Below are 21,049 nucleotides of genomic sequence, written 5' to 3' on the forward strand. Positions count from 1 at the left end.
TATCGTTTATACTCCGCCGGACGTGTTTGCAGAGTCTGATTAAAGGCCCCATGTATCCATAGACTTGTCGATAACGCCATTGTGTTATTTCCTTATCTATGATTGACCAACTAAAATCTCCCGCCAAAGTTATTTTAGAATTTTAGTTGTTTGTCATCCTATGTCGCCATAAGATCAATCAAAGCCTCTAACGAATCTTGTAATTCCCTGACCCAGAGCATCGATCGTTCCAAATGTATGAACGAGCTTATCAGCGGCAGTTATGGCTGCCGATCCTAAATCAACGAACCACTTTATGAGCCCGGAGTCCGGAACCGTTTTGGATGACTGCCGGGCGGATTGTTCAAGATTCTCAACCTGTTCCTGGATATGGGTCATTTTTAACGCCTCTTCGGCATATGCCATGCTGTCGGAAATCGTATCGCCCGCGCGTTTAAAATCCGCCGCGGCCTCGAGGACGTCGGCGCCGGTTCCTGCCAGGCGTTTTCCTGACGCAGACGCCTGATCCGCCACGTTTTCAAGCAGATCCGCGGTCCGATCAGACGCCTTTTCCAATTCTGCCAGAGAAGCGTCTATCTTTGATACATTGGCAGCCATTGCCGCCGCGCCGTGGACAAGGTTCGCAATCATGCCTGGTACTTTTGCGTTTGCCTTTCCGCCAGCCTTGCCGACCGTTTGACTCAAAGCGGCTTCTAACTGCTTCGTAATGTGAGAAAGACTTTTCGGGTCCGGTTCCACCTGAACCTTCAATTTGTCAAGCTGACTTTGTATTTTCTTAATATCAGCATTAAGATTCTTTTTTGATGTTACTTCATCCAGTTTTGCCTGGAGCAGTAGGAGAGATTCATTCATAGATACAGGTACCTCCTTTTTGTTTTGGGGATGTAAAAATACCGCCAACAAAGTAAGACTCTAGTTACCGTTAGATTCATGAATTAATTTTGTCAGTGAATCTACAAACTTCTTTTCCAATACCTCTGGGTTTTCAGCCAATTCCATTGCCTGCCGATCAATAAACTCCCAGATTGCAAGTCTCCATTTAGTCCTGAGCTGCCAGCATTTAAACATTCTAAATAATGTGATCATATTTCATTTCCCTTTCCATTTGGACTCTCTTTGCCTGCATGACATCTGATTGCCAGACTATGTAATAAGTCTGAAATTACCACGGAATATTAGGCAGAACAGCGGATAATAATCCGACGCTGATACCACCAATCATTAACCATAACAATTTATCCACAATCTGATCAATCTTTTTCTTTGTTTCATTTGCAGGACGGTTTTCCAATACAGTAACCTTTTCATTCAATCTATCCTGTCCTGATTTTACGTCCTTGACATCTTCTTTGATATATGCCATATCAGTGGCAATAGATTTTACGGAAGATGTTAAATCATAAATAGCATCTTGTTTTTCGCGAAGCTCACGGATTTCGTTATCATGGTTTTCAAGACGGTGTTCATTGGAACGGCTTCGACTATCCACTTCTTGAATGTGGACTGCTAATTCAGTATAATTTTCGTCCATTTCTATAACCACCTTCCTTTATTCTTTTGACTGGAAAGTTGAAGAATCATTTGCTTCACTTTGTCAAATTCTGCCATGGAAACCAATTTGACTGCCAATCCCATGAGTACCATAGTTACAAGGCTGCTGATTACGGAAAATCCGGATAGTAAAATTAAAAACACAGTAGTGGTCATAATTAAAAATCCTCCCAGTTATCAGTTTCGTTCATTGAGTCAGATATTATCTTTCGCAATCATGATTCATAATTTCATCGACCACAGCCTTTATATGAGGCTGAAATGTTTGAGGTAAAGTACATTCCGCTAATTTTCTGCGTGTGTCTTCCTTGGTGAGAGTACCACTCTTATAATCATGAATAAGCATATATATTTTATAGCAGTCTATCGTATCTGCGACTGTCCGCCATGTTTTTAAAGTCTGAATACTTTTACAGGTGTTGCAGACGTGATAGCGGTTATTGCAGATACTGCAGACAGCATTTAATTGTTCTGACATATCATATGTCCTCCGGTTAATCTTAAATATAGAAAGGGCGTAACGCCCAGTCTATATTAATCCTTGTAAACAAACACTTCGCAGAGCTTTCCGGCCTCGTCGCAGTAAGGCTTCTGCAGTTTGTAGGTAACGGCATGTCCTCCGTCAGGAGTCAGGCTGACATCAATGCTGGAAATATCGATCTGCGCTCTGGGGAAGGTAATCACGCCGATATATTTGATATTGTTATCGCATTTGTTTCTGAAATAGCAGTGTACATGCAGCGTCCTTACAGGCGGCATGGAGTCCGTCGTTTTGGCAAGGCTGATGGCCTGCGCCATTTCCGCCTCGTAATCGACAATGACGCGGCCGGCGGTGTCTGCATGGAAGGTCAGTGTTTTCGCTGCGGCATCCACTGTGAATTTGCCTTCCGCGACAGCGGCGGATACTTCCAGCGTCTCGCCAAATTCATTTTCATCGTTGACGAGCTGTACATATTTGATCTCTGCGCCGGGCGTGCCGACAGGAACATACCGCAATGTTACGCTGTTATTAACAATTTCGAGCACTTCACTTACCGGCGCGACAATCTTCTTATCCTCTGTGGCGATCATCTTCTCGGAAGAGAACTGTTCTGCAAGCAAGTCAAAGGAATGGATTGCGTTCGTGTAAGAGAGCGTGCCCTGTGCGGCGTTATAAAAAGTTACGATCTCCGCGCCCTGAGCATCTGTGACGGGAGTGCCTTCGGAAGTGAAATTCAGGGTCGGTTCCTTGACATTGGTAAGCCTGCTCAGTAACTGTTTGGTGGTCGGGTCAAATTCTTCAATGTACCTGATCTTTTCAAATACTACTTCATTGGGGTTAAATTTTGTCATATGATATTTTCCTCCTTATAAAAAAGAAAGAACTGATTAATTCAGTTCTCCCATATAATTTAGTTCCTCTTTTTTGATTTTGTTTAAGTCTATGCCAAATCCGGAGTATCCGCTTTGCAACAAGAAATTGGAATTTCTGATCTTGTCGACTCGTTTTACACTGTCCATAAAAGCATAGATATTCATATCCCATATGGTTTGATCGTTTCTTTTGAAACCGTCTGAATTTACCATAGTAGATATCATTGGCAGCAAATTAGATTTTACTGGCTCTGACAAGTGTGCTTCGTATTCCGTTTTCGCATCTTCTATAAAAGCCATACGACAGCTTTTTGTGCCGGCAACAGCATCATTTCGTTTCAAATTATGCAGTGCGCGCAAATATTTGACGATTTCATGATAGTCCTGTTCATGAATCGTAATTGTTTTTTTACCATTATCTTCCGATATGATTTTCTGAGTTAAATAAACTTCGCCATTTTCATTTTCGCTGAGCTTCATTTCTTTTAAATTCAGCATGTTGCCGAATAGGATCTGTGTCTGTTCTGTATGATAATGTTTTCGCAGAATCATATAGAATAATTTATAGTCTGATATTTCATCAAACGGGATACCGGCTTCTTCAAGCTGCCAGCACAGATCAACACCGACAGAACACAACATATGTATCATTGAATAATATTTTAATTCGCCATATAAACAGATTTCTTCCAGGGTAGGAATGCGAATGGATATAGATTCATTGATTCTATGGGAGTGTCCGCGGTATAAAATAAGCTGATCGGGAATGTCTTTGTCAATCATAGTAAATTCACCTCCTGTAATTAATCTACCGGTACGGTTATCGTTGCATAATACCATCTTGTGGACAAAGACGTTTCAAACTGCACGGAACCGATTCTGTTATAAGACAAAAGTAGGCTTCCGTTTCCGAAACCTGCTCCGGCAATGGCTTGTTGAACGTCCGAATAACCGAAACTGGAGATCGGAATTATTCAGTAAAAAGACCGTTGATCTCTTCGGCTGTTACGACTTCAAACCCGTCACCGATTTTTGCTTCAAGTGAATCTACTCGTGTGCCCATTGTTGTATGAAGCCCGTCTGCGTATGATTTTGCGCCTGCATCACCATCTGAAATTTTCTCGTCAATGCAGTCTTTAAATACCTGTAATCCGGCGAGATCTACATATTTTGTTTTTGTCATTTCCTTTCCTCCTTTTTGTTACTTTGTTTTCCATATCTGATATATACGAAGCCTGAAATGCCTGCAAATGCAGATTTTATCAGCGGTTGCGGCATTTTTCTAAAAAGTAACAGGGGCTATGACAGAAGAACAGAAGGGTTTCCGCTTTATTCCGTGCTTCGGATATGGTATTTTCATATTGTCCTGCTTTTGGTGACAGAATATGTTACGGCAGAGACATGTTTTGCTGTTTCAAAGACAGCGACGCAGACGGTCTGCATTCGCCATCCGGGATCAGGCAGCTCTTTTCCGGACATCCGTGTCCGGAAACTGCTGAGAAGAATACTTTTCGGATCTGGTTGCACCTGAATTAAAAAGCGTGCCGTTTTTTGCGGCACGCTTTAGGGGTTATTTGTTTTTTATAGAAGAGCAGGAGAGCAGCGGAACTATATGCCGTTGTACATGGTTTATAACATGGAAAGATTTGAAACAGCTTCTGAAAATTTAAATCTCAACAGCCTCCTTTTGCTGTGGTGTCAGATAACCGATAGAGCTATGGATTCCCCTTACGGCTATATGAGTGCAGGATTTCTCTGCTGTTCAGGCAATCTTCTAATGCCTGACTTGTATACTGGCTTCCAAGATCACTATGAAGGATGATATTCTGTGGGAAATAACATCTGATTCTCGGCTCTTGTGACAGAATGTATTCAGAAAGTGCCTTTCAAAAAAGCGCCTACCTTCCGATAGATGCTTTCAAGTCTGATCATTTATTTTCTTTATTTGTTTTCGTCTAGGATATCGAGCAGTTCACGAGGAGTTACCACAAATGGTTCTTTCGGAAAATGCTTGATATTGCCAGTGACGAGGTACGTGTTATCATCACGTTTTTCAAGTACTACCTCGTAAAATGGCAGATCCTTCATATCCGGCAGTATGATACCTGATGGTGATGGGTCAATCAATAGACCATATTTTTCTACAGCAGAGAGCAGGTATCCGATTGCGTTTATAGAGAATCCAAACTTCTTGCGGGAGAGAACTTCTCTGTATTCTTTTGTGATCACATTGCTATAAACAGGAATGATTTCCCCGCTGATTACTTTGCTCACAATCTGAACCGTGGCGGTGTCATTCTTGATTGAGAGCAATGCGGAAACGAGCACATTTGTATCGATGACTGCGTAGCAGATCATACCTTATACCTCGGTACGCGCAAGATCAATTTCCTTGTTGATATCATCAAGACTCATATCTGCAACGCCGTTTTCTTTCGCCTGTGCCCGCAGGGCATTGAATGCTTGCATTGCGCCTTCTCTGGTGATATCAGTTTCAGGAGATGATATTTCAAAAGGTATCCTGCGCTGCCTGACAACGGCTCTTGCGAATACGTTAATTGCAGTGCTAGCATTCATACCGAAGTCCTGGCATAAGCCGTCAAACTGTTTTTTTAATGTTTCGTCCATGCGGACGCTGAAAGTTGCTTGTGCCATAATCATGTCTCCTTTACATCTTTTCTATAGTATATGCGAAAAGGTGCAAAAAGTCAACGATAAGAACTTAAATGATGCGTTTAGGTTCATATTTACCAAAATATAATGCCTCTTTTATCATAAACGCTTTCACCAGTATCATTGTCGAGTTTGATTGCCAGGTCAAGAGCCATCACGGTGGCAGCCGCACTGTCTGTCATTCCACATAACATGAACAGGAGATAAGATTCCTGCATTTCACAATCCGTCATGGATTGTCCTGTCATGCCAGGCAGTACCGAGCGCATATTCAGCGAGCATCGTTTCATATCACTCGCTGTGGAGGTTGTCGCTGCTGTGAGGGCTTATCTCTGAGAGATTCATTCACAGATGCAGGTACCTTCTTTTTGTTTTTGAGATGTAAAAAGCGTGCTGTTTTTTGTGGCACGCTGTAAGGGTTGTTACGTTTCAGTTTCCGGTCTTTATTTTTTCTTCCATCAGATGACAGATGCGGTCGATGCCCGTGTAGAAAAGAGAGATACCGCGCTTGTGCAGGCGGATGTTGTAGCTTAGATTATGGGCGATCGGTTTTTCGGTGGAATCATGCAGGGATAAAGGAACTCCCTTGCTTGTTTGTATATGGTCGAAATAATCCGCTGGGGTCGGGAATGCGTTCTGTATAAGGAAAGCGGCATCCCAGCTGCCACATTTACCGAGTACGATCTTAGTGCATTTTTTGTAACGGGCAACCTGCCGGCTGTAGATACTTTGATATTTCTCAAACTCCTTGATAAAAATCCCCGCTACAGAGGGCGGGGATAAATGTTCATACCGAATAATTTATATTCCGCACCATCGGTAAGCGGGAACATTTTCTGTACTTTTATTATATGCAGAAAATGGGAGAAAAGCAATGACATATTTATGAAATTGTGCGGGTCCTAAGAGCTCAGGGATTTGCGGTAATAAATAATTCCGGAACTTAGCAATGCCAGAAATTCATCAACGCTGGTATTCGCATCTGCAAATACGGAGCTTGCTGACTGTACGCCCCTGGACAATTCAGCGGTTGTTATTGAGGCAGTATTTCCTGATTCGGTGTATTTATCGATCAATGCCTGGGCTTTTTGATTGCATCTTGATAAGTAACCCGTATAGTCATTACGATTTGACTCATCATTTACTTTTATAAGATCAGTATATACCATATCAAGCTCGACTGTATTAGATACCGCTTGTTTTGCCTGTACCAATATTGCCCTGACAATACTTGCGGCAGAAAACAGTTCTTTCGCCCGATTAATCAGCTTTTTCCCTTATTCAGTCCTGCAATTATATCCAACGCAAATTCATTATTACCCAAATGAAAGTTCCTCCTTTTTACACATATGGGCAATGATATTTATTGATGATATATTGTCTTCAAGCATTGCCAACTTTTGCGTTTTTTAATTCCATCCCTGTACCACAAAGAGGTTCCAGTTCAGCTTTTAACTCATCGGTTGTGTAAATAGAAAATGGACATTTTTTCTTCGAGGTCCAAGGCCATTTGTCTGCAATCTGATGGTGTACTTACATAATCACCGTAAAGGTCGAGCCCCGATGTAAAGCGCTTCAAAATAGCACGAATACTTTCAAGGCTCTTATCTACACCTATCCATTTCCTCCCGCACTCAAAAGCAGCACCCAATGTTGTATCACTTCCAGCAAAACAATCTAAAACAATGTCACCTGGATCGGAGGAAGCGCAAACAATCATTTTAAGCATTTCATAATTCTTTTCAGTTGGATAGCCTGTCGTCTTTTGCGCTTGATTGATTGAATCTCTATAATTAAGCCAAATATCCTGTATTGGAATACCCTTTGATGGGTCACAGAAAACTTTCCGCCTAGGATTTCCTGTAGGACTCCAATATATTTCACCAGCGTCATCTAATTCATCTAATTTATCCGGGGTACATTGCCAATGCTTTCCGGTCGGCGGCATTTTCCCACGCCACTCTTTTCCTGTTTCGCCGTTTCTAACGCCCGGAGCATGAATAGGAACTTTTTTATATCTTCTACCTGTGTTTTCATCTATATACGGATATTCTTCTATCATTCTATCTGTCTCCCACGGGTCATAAGGGCGGTTCCACGTATAGTCGGGGCCTTTAGAATAGAATATTATAATCAGACACATTACCAAATGTGTTTTTTGTATAGTTTTTTGTACTACACTTTTTTCGCGTTATAAATGCGCGGCAATTATTTTCACCAAATAATTCATCCATTATTAGTTTCATGGTAAATGCCATTTTATTATCTAAGTGGAGGTAGATTGAACCATCATCTGTCAATAATTCACCATCATATCTTGCCAGACCAACAGCATATATCACCTTTTTATCATCGGTCATACCTGTCTTGAGACTGTGATTCGTGGCAACTCAAGAAGCCACCTCATTATAATTGACAAAGTATTCCAATATGCTACAATCATTGTAGGTGCTACCTAAAGTACGGTAGGACGGTTTGTCTTCCGCCAGAGAGTACAAGCTCTGTTTACATAGAAACCTTTCAAGGAATTTATGCGAAAGGAGGACTTATTGCATATGATAACTATAGAAACAATATATTATATTGTTGCAATCGCAGGTATTTTGTGTGGTGCATCATATAAGTTAGGATACGAAAATGGTAAGAATGCAAGAAAATAACCGCCCACCCACCAAGGAATGCGGTTATCTTCTGGTTCTTACTAGAATTTAATTGAATTTCAAGGCAAACCGTTCTGCAATACAGGTAGTGCCTTTTGTTTATTCCCTTCATTACTTTTATTATTATATCATACTTTTATAAGTAAGCAATACTTTCTTTGTGATTTACCGATCTCATATGCGTCAAATGATGGAAAGATTGTTTTTGGTGAGGTTTTTTTGTTTTTCAGATGTTTGGAAAATGAAAATCCTTCTTTATATAGACTGGTTAATATTTTACTATTTTTTCCTCAATGAATTTGCAAGCTGTTTGCTGATAGCCAGAAATCCTTTATATTCCTCTGGGAACGGTTACCCTCAGTGGACAAAGGGACACACGGCGTGTGTGCCCTTGTCCACTGAGGGTATCATTGTTTGAGCGGTTTGCGTCTTTTGATAATCCCTTGTAATTCAAACCTGGATTACTTCGTAACCACACCGCAGATGTGCATCTCTTTGAGATCTCCCATCGGTTCTTTCACCCACACACCCTGACCGATTTGTAATTTAATGCCCGGAATACAGCATTTCACGGTTCTTTCAACTCCCATCTCTTCAATTACATATCCTTTTGGCGTGACATCCTTGATCACGGATCGGTATGTTTTGTCTGCTTTGTAATGATTTAGTTTACTCTCCATTATGACCTTTATCGATCTTAATATTTCTTCCTTATAGTTCATTCCTACCCCTCCTTTTGATCAGACGGCTGCAATCATATGCCAAAGTACAGCCGTCTATTCTCATTTATCTGAATTATCTGCTGATTCTACTATCCTGGTAAGCATAAAGAGACAATCCATTGAATTGTTTGTTCAATTCATCCCCTATCGCATAACCAAGCTGTTCTGCTACCTGTTGTCGTGTGACTCCCGGACAGGTGACATGAATATCTCCAATCGTGATGCTTGGCTTATTATTATTCATGACAACCGTGGAATTGGTGATCTGCCTCAGCATACTCTCCATCTGCTGTTCGTGCCGGGCCATCGCATTGACAGAGAGAAATTCCGGCCCGCCCATCCTCTGCACATACGCATCAAACCGTTTCCCCATCAAGATGTCGGGATGGTCGTCGGGCAGCGGGGTGTATACATGCCCGTCAGAGCCGAGGAAGCTCCCTCTGGGATAGGGATTGCCGTTTTTATCCAGCATGACGGCGCCGTCTCTGTCCCTGAGCAGCCCATCGTTTTGTTCGATGACCGTATCCTGTCCGGTTTTCAGCCCGGTGATCGTATCCAGCAGCTTTTGGAACTGCTCGCTGTCCCACAGCTCGCGGATACTGCCCTCCAGTACGCTGACGGAGGAGGCGTCCGCCGTTCCCGAGGCGAAGGCGCCGATCAGCTTCCCGCGGCCGCCGCCCGAGGTGACGCGGTGGTGCCTCTTTAATTCTTCGGTCTGTCTGTGGTTGAAGACGATGTCTCCCTTTTTGAGCTGTACTTCCTGCGCGCCGCGGGGGATCTCGTACAGAGTTCCCCCGCGGGCGATCATTTCGCTGCCCAGCTCGTTGACAAGGGAGGTCTGGTCTCTGACGATGGCGCCGCTTCCGTCAGGGGAAGAGAGCGTGCCGTATGCGTTCGCAGCGCTGACCGGATGGGCCGCATAGCCGCTTGTTACCTTGTCGATCTTGTAGGCGCTGGTATTCTTAGCCTGCAGCTCCTTTAATGCTTTTAAGGCCGCGTTGACCATGTCAATGACTTCATTGGCCATGTCCGCGGTCATGGTGCATACGCAGGAGCAGATGTGGTCGATGGAAGCGGCGAACCCTTCAAAGCCGGGAATCCATGACTCGTTTAAGGCCGCCGTGGCTGCCTGCCCTCCGGCGGTGATCGTCCCGACGATGGTGCCGCCTTCGGAGGGGGCGCTTCCTTTCCCGTCCCCGGAGGCGGCTGCCTTTCCAGACGGCAGAGAAAGGCCGTGTTTTCCTTTTCCAGCAGCCTCTTTCCCTGCCCCGCCTCCGGCTGAGATGCCGATGATGGCCCCGAGGTCGGTGTGAAACTGGGTCCATGCGCCCGCGTATTCTGTCAGTTTCGTGTCGATGGCAGTCTTTGCAGTGTCCATGGCAGTCAGGAGAGGGGCGAAGAGGGCGTCGCAGCCTGTGGCCTGTCCGGAAGCGGTTTCCTGTCCGCTTATGGACTGGATCATGCCGTTCCAGATAGAAGGGATCTCGAGGCAGATCCCGCGGAATCTCTCGATAAAGGCATGTAACTGTCCAAGGATGCCGCCGGCTCCGTCTTCCCCTGAGAGGGCGGCGGCGAACGCTCTGGTGTCAGGGGCGGGGATGGAAAGGCCCTGGACATCGGAGGTAAGCGTATCCAGCGTTTGGGTAACTCCTTCCACCTGCTGCTGCATTTCCTGTGCGGATGCGCCCGCAGTGTGGAACTGTTCGCTGGCAGCCGTGGTGTCCGCCGCGTTTAACGCTTCCCCGATCTGCCTGGAGGAGTCGGCGGTCTGGCCGATGGCGAGGCCGAGCAGGCCGGCTTTCCCGGTCAGTTCGTCCATGGACAGTCCGGACAGGCGCATGGCGTTGTCCATAGAGACGGAGACTCCGGCAAGCTCTCCCCACTGCTGTGTGAGCGCGCCGACCGCGCCGGCTGTCACGAGGTCGATGGCCGCCTGGGTGTCGATGCAGGACTGTGCCAGTGTGGATAACAGCGCATCGCTGTGGGCGAGGATCTGGTCGGGGGCGTCCTCCCCGAACATGGCTTTGAGGTTTTCCATGGCGGCGGAGCGTTCCCTGCTGTCAAAGGCTTCGTTCCACCTGCTTTGGTAGGCTTCTATGTCGGCGATCTTTTTGTCAAAGAAGGCGTCGGATTCGTCGGCAAGGGCCTCAATCTGCGCCTTCTGGTCTTCAAGCGCGTCGATCCCGTCCTGGATCAGGTCGATCTGCGCCTGCAGATCGGCGATCTGAATGTCGCGCTCTGCCTTGTCGACGGCGGCCTGCGCGTCTTCCACGCTTTTGCCTGCCTCCCGGATCGAGGCGTCGTCCACCGTCCATACCATCTGCCCGTCCTGATAGAGCATCTGGCTTCTCTGGTTTTTCGCACGCTCCAGGGCAAAGAGGGCTTCCTGTCTGCTCTTTACGGCGTCAAGGAGGGTTTTCTGCCTGTCGAGCTCGTCGCCTTCGTCTTTAAGGGCGTCGATCTTTTGCTGGACGGCGTCTTTTTCCCTCTCTCTTGCGTCGATGATCTCTTCGATAGCGTCGATCTGGTCTTCGTAGGCTTTGCGGGCCCGGTCTTTCTCCTCCCCGGTGTCTTTGATCTGGCCATCGAGGAGGGAGGCGGCGGCATCGGCTATTGTTTCCAGAAATTCTTTTTCTTCCTGTAAGAGTTTCAGCCTCGCGTCTTTTGCCTGATTCGCAAAGCCGGTCTGGCCGGCGTAATACTTCTCGTAGAGCGCCTGCATGGCGTCCAGATATTCGCGCTCTGTGATCACCTGATTTTCCCGGAGCTTTTCGATCTCGCCGGCCTCTAACTCATAGGCGGCCACGTGTTTGTCCTTTGCCTTCTCATGGAGTTCGTCGATCTGATGCTGCGCCTGCTCTGCCTTGTCATACCACTGTTCGTAGGTTTTGATCGCTTCCTTGAGGTCAGCGTCCGTTATGGACTCGATGGCAACGCCGCCGTTCTGGACGAGGTTTTTGTATTCATCGGATAATCCCGCGGCCTCCGCTTTTGCCATGTACTGCTTATAGGCCTGCTGCTGGAGCAGGATCTCTTCGTTAATCTTGCCGATGCTCTCGGAAAGGGCCTCGTTCTTTTCAATGGCGGAAGCGTAGGCGGAAGAAGCGGCTTTATCAAGGCGGGATAAGTCATCTTCGATGGCCTCGATGGCTTTGGCAATCCAGTCGAAGGTTTCCGCCGTCTCTTTCTGGGAGCGGGAAGCACCGCCTCCACTGCCTGTGCCGTTTCCTTTGGGAGCAAACTCTACGGGCTCATAGTTTAAGATGTCTTCCTTTACTTTCCCGCTGGCTTCCTTCATGCCGCGGGCCGCAAGCGCCATAGCCTGCTGTGACTCTCTGGAGCCGTCTTTCTTATACTGGGCCTGTGCCGTCTCAAACTGTGCCTTTGCATTGGCAAGGGTGACCAGGGAATCGGCGGAGATACCGGCCGCCTTTGCGAGGGACAGGATCTGGTTTACATCGGATAGGGTGCTGATGGACGCAGAGTTTACAAGCAGCTTCTTTAACTGTAGTGTCGCAAGGGCCGCGCCGCAGTTTTCCGCCCCGCCCTGTTCCTGAATGAAATCAGCGATCTGTTCTTCCGTGGCATTGGCAAGATCGAAGCCCGCATCCGCGCATTCCTTTTTCGCGGCGGCATACTCTTCATACGTATAACCGAGGGCGGATGCCATGGCCTGTTCGCTGTTCATCACGCCAAGGGATTCTAAAAGAGACTGCATCATCAGGTACGCTTCCCCGGAGCACTGCGAGAGGGCAGGATTTAAGGAGGATACAATGTCTGTGGCGAATAAATCTATGGCTTCATGGACGTCATCTTCTGTGGAAGCGGTATCTGTCAGCACTCTTGCAAGGTTCTCAAAGGAGGCATAATCAACACTTATATCCACGCCTTCCATGGAATTCAGGTCGTCAATGGATGATTTGATGGAATCCAGCATGGATAAGTCTACGTTTTCAAGGGTAAAACCGTCTTCTGTAAAGATGCTCTGATAAGCAGATTTCAGGGCATCGAAGGCGGGCATTAGCTGGGTGGTTAGCTGGGAGATGGTAGAAGAGACGGAGAGGGGAAGATTATTATCATTGACGCCGGCAGTAACAGCATTTTTCTTTGCTTCTGTAAAAGCATTTACGGCTTCTGTGTAATCGGTGATTCCTTCTGTAACCTTCTGCCATAAAACCCAGTCATCCTCAGTTACCACATGTTCATTCCAGAAGTCATCAAGTTGATAACCAACAGCATTGTTGACTTCAAAGCCTCTGTCATCATGGCCATAACCGCCAAGCTGACGTTTTGCTTCGTTTAATGCTTTCTCATATCTGTCCCGGGAATCTTCTACATCGAATCCCAACGCGACACGAATCTCAAACGGATCTTTTTTCAGCAGAACAGCAATCGTGTTGATAAATCTTTCAATTTTTGTCTGGTTGTCCTGAGATAGATTCCCGGCGTCTAACAGGAATAATGCCTCAAAGTTAGATTGCAGCTTCCGTTTATCAGAATCATTAAGTCTGCCCATCGGAACAATGAACTTATCCCTGATATAAGCATATGGATCGGGGTCATATGCTTTCATGGCACTGGCATAACTGTAATCGAGGCCTTCAACAATCTGTATGGCAATATCATGCAAATCAGGGTCCAGATTCTGAAACGTTGATTTTGACTTCATAGAAGAGATTAGAAGCGGTATAAAATCTGCCCAGGCATTTTCTCCTTTCTGAATCTGCTCCTGCAGGCTCTGTTTCTGATCACTGACAGAGTCAAGGAGTGCGCTGCTTACCTCACCAACATTGTCCTGAATAATGTTTTCTAATGCCGTTCTTTCGTCTGGTGAAAGATTGTAAGCCTGTGAATATACCTCAAAGGCACCAGTATTATCGTCCGTATTAAAATGGAATAAGGTTGAATTGTCAATTCCAAGTCCACTTAACTCAACACGTCTTTGTCCATCTAATGACTGCCAGAATTCATTGACAGAGTCCGTGAGAGAATACCAGTAATCAAGTTCCGCCTGATTATTGGTATTTCCGGCAAAAAGTAATTGATTGTTTTCGCCTGTGAGATTAATTCCGTTTTCAGCTATATCCTGTAACTTGTCCATCGCTTTACTGGAATCACTGATAGAACCGTTTAATTTATCAGTTGCTTCGTTTGCTTCTTCAACATAAGTATAGACGCCTTCAAAAGTCTCTTCGAGTCCCTGCGCAGTCCTGAAGTTGTTTAAATCTTCTTCAGTCTGTAAGAGGTCCTCTAGCTGTTCTTTTGCAGTAATACCCTTTGTGCCAAGTGCAAGAATGGAATTACCATTTTCATCAATGCCTTTTGCCAGTTCTGGGAAGGAACTGGCAAGCCGTTCATTGATGTTCAGAAACTCTTCATAGTCCTCTGTGGATAAGGAACGGTTCTCATTGTCTGAGAGGTTTACGCCTTTTGATAATTCCTCATACCTGCCTGCCAGTTCTGATACGGTTTTCCTGTGATCGGCAAGCGTATCGTTCCTCTGTTTGAATTCGGAGAATAGTTCAGTGGTGCGTTCTCTGGCTTTTTCCACTTTGTGGATGTAGTTGTCGAGTACTTTTGCCAGACCCTGGATTGCGACGGATGCCACGAGGAATATTCCCGCGTTGAGTGCTGTGTTAAGGAGTGTTGCTTTGATGGCGGCGAAGTCGAACATCTGTCCAGTTTTTTTTAGGTAAGCACCCAATCCTTCTACTGATGCAGACTGATTGTTGATGGTACCGCTTCCGTCCTCCAGGCTTTTGAAGTAGGAAAGGGCGGTTTCGTCACAGCCTTTTATGGATTTGGCGATTTTATCCCAATATATTTCACCAGTTGCTAAATTAGTATATTTCTCATTGCCAGTAATTGATAGCTTAGAAAATTGATCAATTATTTCTTCGTATTTGTCTAATTTAACCTTTAGTCCGTCAAATAATCCACCTAATTGTAATTTCCCATCAGAAACTTGTGCGAGCAAGAGTTCTGCTTTATCTTTTATAACTTCCAATTATAAACTGCATATGATATAATACAATTCAATTTTAAATGGGGTGGTTTGATTTGAGCAGAATAGTAGTAAAATGTGATAAATGTGGTATTGTTGGTTTTTGTAATGATACAGATCAGTTAATCCATAAAGTTAATAATTGTAATGGCAAATTAGAAGAAATGAATATATCAGGAGATGACTTTGATTTGTTGTGTGATATTTCAAATGATAAAGTTTTCTTCAAGCTATGATCGACCTTAAAGAAAACGATCCATTGAGTACCAATATAAAAATGAGCCAATTCAAGACTCAGCTTCAACAGCAGAAGAGTAGTAAAGCACAAACTGACAATGCGCCAAGATGCCCACACTGTAAATCAACGAATATCAAGCCAATATCCACAATAAATCGTGGTGCTTCTATTGCTATGTGGGGGATGTTCAGTAAAAAGATAAATAAGAGTTTTGAGTGTAAAAACTGTGGATATACGTGGTGATTTTTGATAATGTACGAAGTTATCAATCATTATTATGTCTATTTTCAGTCACGAATGTTTTTGGAAGTCATCCGGTAACATAAAAATAAAACGCACTATTTTTAACGCGCCGCATAGTTGCGGTGAACTTTTTCACTGTCACGCTCAATGACAGGCTGTTGACCATGCCTTCGTGGGTATCAATTCATTCATACCTACGTCCTCTTGGTGGCCGATGGGAGCGGCACTTACTCCGGTAGAGCAGTACGCCTCTCTGCAAGTTGGGTCATCATGCTAAATGATGAGTCACATGAGCCGTTCTTGTCCTTGTCCGGTTCTTGCGATATCCGGAAACTGCGTAGTTCACACACAGTCATATCAGAGGTCTGCGATGTAGCGGTCGCAGTTGATTTTTCTAATATACCCTTCCATATATTTCTATACGGTTCTTAGTGTTTTACACAAGGATTCCCGCCTCGTCACGGGGTATATACTGAGCCTCGCACAATTTGCGTTAAAATCTGATTCGCTAACCCAGCTTTTTTGCACCTAGTAGTCCTCCGGCAATCATGCCGATAGGTTTTAAGGAACCGAACGCCTTAACGATGTTATCAACCGCAGTTACGGCTGTTGTTCCCAAATCAACAAACCACTTTATGAAATTGGAATCCAGAAACGTTTTTGATAACTGCTGGAGGGACCCTTCAAAGTTCTCAATCCGTCCCTGGATACTGGTAATGTATTTCTCGTTTTCTGCATTCGCGCTTCCGAAACTGTCGGAGGCGGATTGTACGGCGTCTCTGACCCCTTCCCAGTTCTGCATGAGGGCGAGAAAGACTTCCTCCTGCCCGGTGCCCGCGGCGTCAACTGCCAATGCGTTTTTTGTATTTTGATCGAGCGTATCCCAGATGCTGGCAGTATCGTTAAGGATGTCATAAATATTTCTCAGTTCTTCTCCGCCATCTGCCTGAGCTGCCTGCATCCGGGAGAAAATGGCAGCCTGGCCTGCGGCTGCCGTCTCCATGTCCCCAAGGATTTCATAACCGCCAGTCAGTGTTCCGAGCATCTGTTCCAAAGACATTCCGGACTGACCGGCGGCGGCAGACAATCTTGCGGCGCCGTCAATCAGGTGATCAAAATCTATGGCTTTTGTATTGGAAAGATGGGCCACGGCATCGTTGATATTTGCGGCGAACTCCGGGCTCTCGTTATGAAACCCTTTCATAATGTGAATCAGGCTGTCTGCAGCCTGTCCGGCGTCCATGAGGTTTCCTGACAGGCCGGCTGTCTTTAAGGCTTCTTCGGCATAGGCCATGCTGTCGGAAATCGTATAACCCGCGCGTTTAAAATCCGCCGCGGCATCAAGGACATCGGCGCCGGTTCTTGCCAGGCGTTTTCCTGACGCAGACGCCTGATCCGTCACTTTATCAAGCTGATCCGCGGTCAGGGCAGCCCCCTTTTCCAATTCTGTGAGGGCAGCGTCTATCTTTGATACATTGGCAGCCATTGCCGCCGCGCCGTGGACAAGGTTCGCAATCATGCCTGGTACTTTTGCGTTTGCCTTTCCGCCAGCCTTGTCGACCGTTTGACTCAAAGCGGCTTCTAACTGCTTCGTAATGTGAGAAAGACTTTTCGGGTCCGGTTCCACCTGAACCTTCAATTTGTCAAGCTGACTTTGTATTTTCTTAATATCAGCATTAAGATTCTTTTTTGATGTTACTTCATCCAGTTTTGCCTGGAGCAGTAGGAGAGATTCATTCATAGATACAGGTACCTCCTTTTTGTTTTGGGGATGTAAAAATACCGCCAACAAAGTAAGACTCTAGTTACCGTTAGATTCATGAATTAATTTTGTCAGTGAATCTACAAACTTCTTTTCCAATACCTCTGGGTTTTCAGCCAATTCCATTGCCTGCCGATCAATAAACTCCCAGATTGCAAGTCTCCATTTAGTCCTGAGCTGCCAGCATTTAAACATTCTAAATAATGTGATCATATTTCATTTCCCTTTCCATTTGGACTCTCTTTGCCTGCATGACATCTGATTGCCAGACTATGTAATAAGTCTGAAATTACCACGGAATATTAGGCAGAACAGCGGATAATAATCCGACGCTGATACCACCAATCATTAACCATAACAATTTATCCACAATCTGATCAATCTTTTTCTTTGTTTCATTTGCAGGACGGTTTTCCAATACAGTAACCTTTTCATTCAATCTATCCTGTCCTGATTTTACGTCCTTGACATCTTCTTTGATATATGCCATATCAGTGGCAATAGATTTTACGGAAGATGTTAAATCATAAATAGCATCTTGTTTTTCGCGAAGCTCACGGATTTCGTTATCATGGTTTTCAAGACGGTGTTCATTGGAACGGCTTCGACTATCCACTTCTTGAATGTGGACTGCTAATTCAGTATAATTTTCGTCCATTTCTATAACCACCTTCCTTTATTCTTTTGACTGGAAAGTTGAAGAATCATTTGCTTCACTTTGTCAAATTCTGCCATGGAAACCAATTTGACTGCCAATCCCATGAGTACCATAGTTACAAGGCTGCTGATTACGGAAAATCCGGATAGTAAAATTAAAAACACAGTAGTGGTCATAATTAAAAATCCTCCCAGTTATCAGTTTCGTTCATTGAGTCAGATATTATCTTTCGCAATCATGATTCATAATTTCATCGACCACAGCCTTTATATGAGGCTGAAATGTTTGAGGTAAAGTACATTCCGCTAATTTTCTGCGTGTGTCTTCCTTGGTGAGAGTACCACTCTTATAATCATGAATAAGCATATATATTTTATAGCAGTCTATCGTATCTGCGACTGTCCGCCATGTTTTTAAAGTCTGAATACTTTTACAGGTGTTGCAGACGTGATAGCGGTTATTGCAGATACTGCAGACAGCATTTAATTGTTCTGACATATCATATGTCCTCCGGTTAATCTTAAATATAGAAAGGGCGTAACGCCCAGTCTATATTAATCCTTGTAAACAAACACTTCGCAGAGCTTTCCGGCCTCGTCGCAGTAAGGCTTCTGCAGTTTGTAGGTAACGGCATGTCCTCCGTCAGGAGTCAGGCTGACATCAATGCTGGAAATATCGATCTGCGCTCTGGGGAAGGTAATCACGCCGATATATTTGATATTGTTATCGCATTTGTTTCTGAAATAGCAGTGTACATGCAGCGTCCTTACAGGCGGCATGGAGTCCGTCGTTTTGGCAAGGCTGATGGCCTGCGCCATTTCCGCCTCGTAATCGACAATGACGCGGCCGGCGGTGTCTGCATGGAAGGTCAGTGTTTTCGCTGCGGCATCCACTGTGAATTTGCCTTCCGCGACAGCGGCGGATACTTCCAGCGTCTCGCCAAATTCATTTTCATCGTTGACGAGCTGTACATATTTGATCTCTGCGCCGGGCGTGCCGACAGGAACATACCGCAATGTTACGCTGTTATTAACAATTTCGAGCACTTCACTTACCGGCGCGACAATCTTCTTATCCTCTGTGGCGATCATCTTCTCGGAAGAGAACTGTTCTGCAAGCAAGTCAAAGGAATGGATTGCGTTCGTGTAAGAGAGCGTGCCCTGTGCGGCGTTATAAAAAGTTACGATCTCCGCGCCCTGAGCATCTGTGACGGGAGTGCCTTCGGAAGTGAAATTCAGGGTCGGTTCCTTGACATTGGTAAGCCTGCTCAGTAACTGTTTGGTGGTCGGGTCAAATTCTTCAATGTACCTGATCTTTTCAAATACTACTTCATTGGGGTTAAATTTTGTCATATGATATTTTCCTCCTTATAAAAAAGAAAGAACTGATTAATTCAGTTCTCCCATATAATTTAGTTCCTCTTTTTTGATTTTGTTTAAGTCTATGCCAAATCCGGAGTATCCGCTTTGCAACAAGAAATTGGAATTTCTGATCTTGTCGACTCGTTTTACACTGTCCATAAAAGCATAGATATTCATATCCCATATGGTTTGATCGTTTCTTTTGAAACCGTCTGAATTTACCATAGTAGATATCATTGGCAGCAAATTAGATTTTACTGGCTCTGACAAGTGTGCTTCGTATTCCGTTTTCGCATCTTCTATAAAAGCCATACGACAGCTTTTTGTGCCGGCAACAGCATCATTTCGTTTCAAATTATGCAGTGCGCGCAAATATTTGACGATCTCATGATAGTCCTGTTCATGAATCGTAATTGTTTTTTTACCATTATCTTCCGATATGATTTCCTGAGTTAAATAAACTTCGCCATTTTCATTTTCGCTGAGCTTCATTTCTTTTAAATTCAGCATGTTGCCGAATAGGATCTGTGTCTGTTCTGTATGATAATGTTTTCGCAGAATCATATAGAATAATTTATAGTCTGATATTTCATCAAACGGGATACCGGCTTCTTCAAGCTGCCAGCACAGATCAACACCGACAGAACACAACATATGTATCATTGAATAATATTTTAATTCGCCATATAAACAGATTTCTTCCAGGGTAGGAATGCGAATGGATATAGATTCATTGATTCTATGGGAGTGTCCGCGGTATAAAATAAGCTGATCGGGAATGTCTTTGTCAATCATAGTAAATTCACCTCCTGTTTGCTCCCGGACTTTAAAATAAGCCATTTATTGGCGGCCCTCTGCCTTCTTTCACACTAGTCCTCCTTATTAATTAACCCAAAAAACTTTAATAGTATCAATTAGCTCACCTGCACATAGGCATATTCCCACCTGAGCTGACCGGTAGTAATCGGCCAGCATCTAAGTGTAATAAGTGATCCGGACCTCGCAATAATTGTACTGTTATAATTTTGCGAGTCTCCTGCGCCGGAGCCCGGGTGTTGATCGGTAGAAACAAGTCCTCCCGTTATTTGCAGTGAAACGCAAGCGCCTGTAAAGGTTTGACTTCTCACTTGTCCAGTTACGATATAAAAATTTCCATTGCCCGGAAGATTAAATCGTACAAGTTCTGCCCCTACGCCTGCCGTTACATTTGTCATTCCTCCCATTGCTGCGCTTTTAGGGGAGGATGTTTCTGTGAGCTGTTTGTAATTTTCGTTCAGGATATTGATATTACCGGTTATCTCATCGATCTGATTCTGAATTTCCGTATTCTTTTCATCTCGCCACCCGGGATTTCCCTCATCATCCGTTTTCCATACCTGGTTTGCGTGGTCGTGTGAGGCAGGAGATACATGGATACTATTGTCTGCGGTGTGGTTGACGATTAAATCGGTTATTTTCGATTTGAATACTGCCAATCCAAATAAATCAATAAACTTATTTTTGGGCATAGATACCTCCGGCGGAATTATTCAGTAAAAAGACCGTTGATCTCTTCTGCTGTTACGACTTCAAACCCGTCACCGATTTTTGCTTCAAGTGAATCTACTCGTGTGCCCATTGTTGTATGAAGCCCGTCTGCGTATGATTTTGCGCCTGCATCACCATCTGAAATTTTCTCTTCGGTGCAGCTCTTAAACACCTGCAATCCGGCAAGATCTACATATTTTGTTTTTGCCATTTTATTTCCTCCTGTGTTACTTTGTTTTTCATACCTGATATATACGAAGCCTGAAATGCCTGTAAAGGCAGACTTTATAAGCAGTT

The 21,049-nt window shown here is 44.6% G+C and carries 24 protein-coding genes and 1 pseudogene; 3 read left to right on the forward strand and 22 right to left on the reverse strand.

Annotated features, from left to right (window positions below):
- Positions 1–174: 174 nt before the first annotated feature.
- The 10 genes and pseudogenes from V1224_05165 to V1224_05210 form a co-directional block, all read right to left on the reverse strand.
- Positions 175–852, reverse strand: coding sequence for a hypothetical protein (locus tag V1224_05165; protein ID WWR16825.1), 678 nt, complete (start codon positions 850–852; stop codon positions 175–177).
- A gap of 60 nt (positions 853–912) precedes the next feature.
- The gene (locus V1224_05170; protein WWR16826.1) at positions 913–1,086 is read right to left on the reverse strand and encodes a hypothetical protein; all 174 of its coding nucleotides are present in this window, start codon (positions 1,084–1,086) and stop codon (positions 913–915) included.
- A 76-nt stretch (positions 1,087–1,162) separates the two neighbouring features.
- Positions 1,163–1,531 carry a hypothetical protein gene (locus tag V1224_05175; protein WWR16827.1) on the reverse strand — a complete coding sequence of 123 codons (369 nt, stop codon included), beginning with the start codon at positions 1,529–1,531 and terminating at the stop codon, positions 1,163–1,165.
- Positions 1,532–2,085: 554 nt separating this feature from the next.
- The gene (locus V1224_05180; GenBank protein ID WWR16828.1) at positions 2,086–2,883 is read right to left on the reverse strand and encodes a hypothetical protein; all 798 of its coding nucleotides are present in this window, start codon (positions 2,881–2,883) and stop codon (positions 2,086–2,088) included.
- A 36-nt stretch (positions 2,884–2,919) separates the two neighbouring features.
- A complete protein-coding gene (locus V1224_05185) occupies positions 2,920–3,687 on the reverse strand; it encodes a hypothetical protein (GenBank protein ID WWR16829.1) in 768 nt (255 codons plus the stop codon).
- Positions 3,688–3,874: 187 nt separating this feature from the next.
- A complete protein-coding gene (locus V1224_05190) occupies positions 3,875–4,087 on the reverse strand; it encodes a hypothetical protein (GenBank protein WWR16830.1) in 213 nt (70 codons plus the stop codon).
- A gap of 535 nt (positions 4,088–4,622) precedes the next feature.
- Positions 4,623–4,736: pseudogene (locus V1224_05195) on the reverse strand (IS3 family transposase).
- Positions 4,737–4,845: 109 nt separating this feature from the next.
- Positions 4,846–5,262 carry a putative toxin-antitoxin system toxin component, PIN family gene (locus tag V1224_05200; GenBank protein WWR16831.1) on the reverse strand — a complete coding sequence of 139 codons (417 nt, stop codon included), beginning with the start codon at positions 5,260–5,262 and terminating at the stop codon, positions 4,846–4,848.
- 3 nt (positions 5,263–5,265) lie between these two features.
- Positions 5,266–5,559 (reverse strand): type II toxin-antitoxin system RelB/DinJ family antitoxin, encoded by a 294-nt coding sequence (locus V1224_05205; GenBank protein WWR16832.1) that lies wholly within the window; start codon positions 5,557–5,559, stop codon positions 5,266–5,268.
- 92 nt (positions 5,560–5,651) lie between these two features.
- On the reverse strand, positions 5,652–5,867 hold the full coding sequence (locus V1224_05210; protein WWR17510.1) for a hypothetical protein: 216 nt from the start codon (positions 5,865–5,867) through the stop codon (positions 5,652–5,654).
- Positions 5,868–5,979: 112 nt separating this feature from the next.
- On the opposite strand from V1224_05210, the gene V1224_05215 reads away from it, so the two are divergent.
- Both V1224_05215 and V1224_05220 read left to right on the forward strand, forming a co-directional pair.
- On the forward strand, positions 5,980–6,111 hold the full coding sequence (locus V1224_05215; GenBank protein ID WWR16833.1) for a hypothetical protein: 132 nt from the start codon (positions 5,980–5,982) through the stop codon (positions 6,109–6,111).
- A gap of 66 nt (positions 6,112–6,177) precedes the next feature.
- On the forward strand, positions 6,178–6,360 hold the full coding sequence (locus tag V1224_05220; protein WWR16834.1) for a hypothetical protein: 183 nt from the start codon (positions 6,178–6,180) through the stop codon (positions 6,358–6,360).
- A 119-nt stretch (positions 6,361–6,479) separates the two neighbouring features.
- On the opposite strand, the gene V1224_05225 is transcribed toward V1224_05220, so the two are convergent.
- The 5 genes from V1224_05225 to V1224_05245 form a co-directional block, all read right to left on the reverse strand.
- Positions 6,480–6,791, reverse strand: coding sequence for a hypothetical protein (locus tag V1224_05225; GenBank protein ID WWR16835.1), 312 nt, complete (start codon positions 6,789–6,791; stop codon positions 6,480–6,482).
- Between the two features lie 242 nt (positions 6,792–7,033).
- Positions 7,034–7,639: a site-specific DNA-methyltransferase gene (locus V1224_05230; protein WWR16836.1), complete on the reverse strand. Its 606-nt coding sequence runs from the start codon at positions 7,637–7,639 to the stop codon at positions 7,034–7,036.
- Between the two features lie 52 nt (positions 7,640–7,691).
- Entirely contained in the window at positions 7,692–7,937 is a 246-nt protein-coding gene (locus V1224_05235; GenBank protein ID WWR16837.1) for a hypothetical protein, read from the reverse strand.
- A gap of 761 nt (positions 7,938–8,698) precedes the next feature.
- On the reverse strand, positions 8,699–8,959 hold the full coding sequence (locus V1224_05240) for a hypothetical protein (GenBank protein ID WWR16838.1): 261 nt from the start codon (positions 8,957–8,959) through the stop codon (positions 8,699–8,701).
- Between the two features lie 73 nt (positions 8,960–9,032).
- The gene (locus tag V1224_05245; protein ID WWR16839.1) at positions 9,033–14,633 is read right to left on the reverse strand and encodes a hypothetical protein; all 5,601 of its coding nucleotides are present in this window, start codon (positions 14,631–14,633) and stop codon (positions 9,033–9,035) included.
- 386 nt (positions 14,634–15,019) lie between these two features.
- On the opposite strand from V1224_05245, the gene V1224_05250 reads away from it, so the two are divergent.
- On the forward strand, positions 15,020–15,199 hold the full coding sequence (locus V1224_05250; GenBank protein ID WWR16840.1) for a hypothetical protein: 180 nt from the start codon (positions 15,020–15,022) through the stop codon (positions 15,197–15,199).
- A 753-nt stretch (positions 15,200–15,952) separates the two neighbouring features.
- Here V1224_05250 and V1224_05255 read toward each other — a convergent pair.
- The 7 genes from V1224_05255 to V1224_05285 form a co-directional block, all read right to left on the reverse strand.
- Entirely contained in the window at positions 15,953–17,185 is a 1,233-nt protein-coding gene (locus V1224_05255) for a phage tail tape measure protein (GenBank protein ID WWR16841.1), read from the reverse strand.
- Between the two features lie 60 nt (positions 17,186–17,245).
- Positions 17,246–17,419 carry a hypothetical protein gene (locus tag V1224_05260; GenBank protein ID WWR16842.1) on the reverse strand — a complete coding sequence of 58 codons (174 nt, stop codon included), beginning with the start codon at positions 17,417–17,419 and terminating at the stop codon, positions 17,246–17,248.
- A 76-nt stretch (positions 17,420–17,495) separates the two neighbouring features.
- Positions 17,496–17,864 carry a hypothetical protein gene (locus V1224_05265; protein WWR16843.1) on the reverse strand — a complete coding sequence of 123 codons (369 nt, stop codon included), beginning with the start codon at positions 17,862–17,864 and terminating at the stop codon, positions 17,496–17,498.
- A 554-nt stretch (positions 17,865–18,418) separates the two neighbouring features.
- Entirely contained in the window at positions 18,419–19,216 is a 798-nt protein-coding gene (locus V1224_05270) for a hypothetical protein (GenBank protein WWR16844.1), read from the reverse strand.
- Between the two features lie 36 nt (positions 19,217–19,252).
- Positions 19,253–20,065 (reverse strand): hypothetical protein, encoded by an 813-nt coding sequence (locus V1224_05275; protein ID WWR16845.1) that lies wholly within the window; start codon positions 20,063–20,065, stop codon positions 19,253–19,255.
- A 74-nt stretch (positions 20,066–20,139) separates the two neighbouring features.
- Complete coding sequence (locus tag V1224_05280; protein ID WWR16846.1) at positions 20,140–20,733, reverse strand: hypothetical protein; 594 nt, start codon at positions 20,731–20,733, stop codon at positions 20,140–20,142.
- Positions 20,734–20,750: 17 nt separating this feature from the next.
- Positions 20,751–20,963, reverse strand: coding sequence for a hypothetical protein (locus V1224_05285; GenBank protein WWR16847.1), 213 nt, complete (start codon positions 20,961–20,963; stop codon positions 20,751–20,753).
- Positions 20,964–21,049 lie beyond the last annotated feature (86 nt).

This window comes from Lachnospiraceae bacterium JLR.KK008 (genome assembly GCA_037015955.1).
Classification (GTDB): Bacteria; Bacillota; Clostridia; order Lachnospirales; family Lachnospiraceae; genus VSOB01.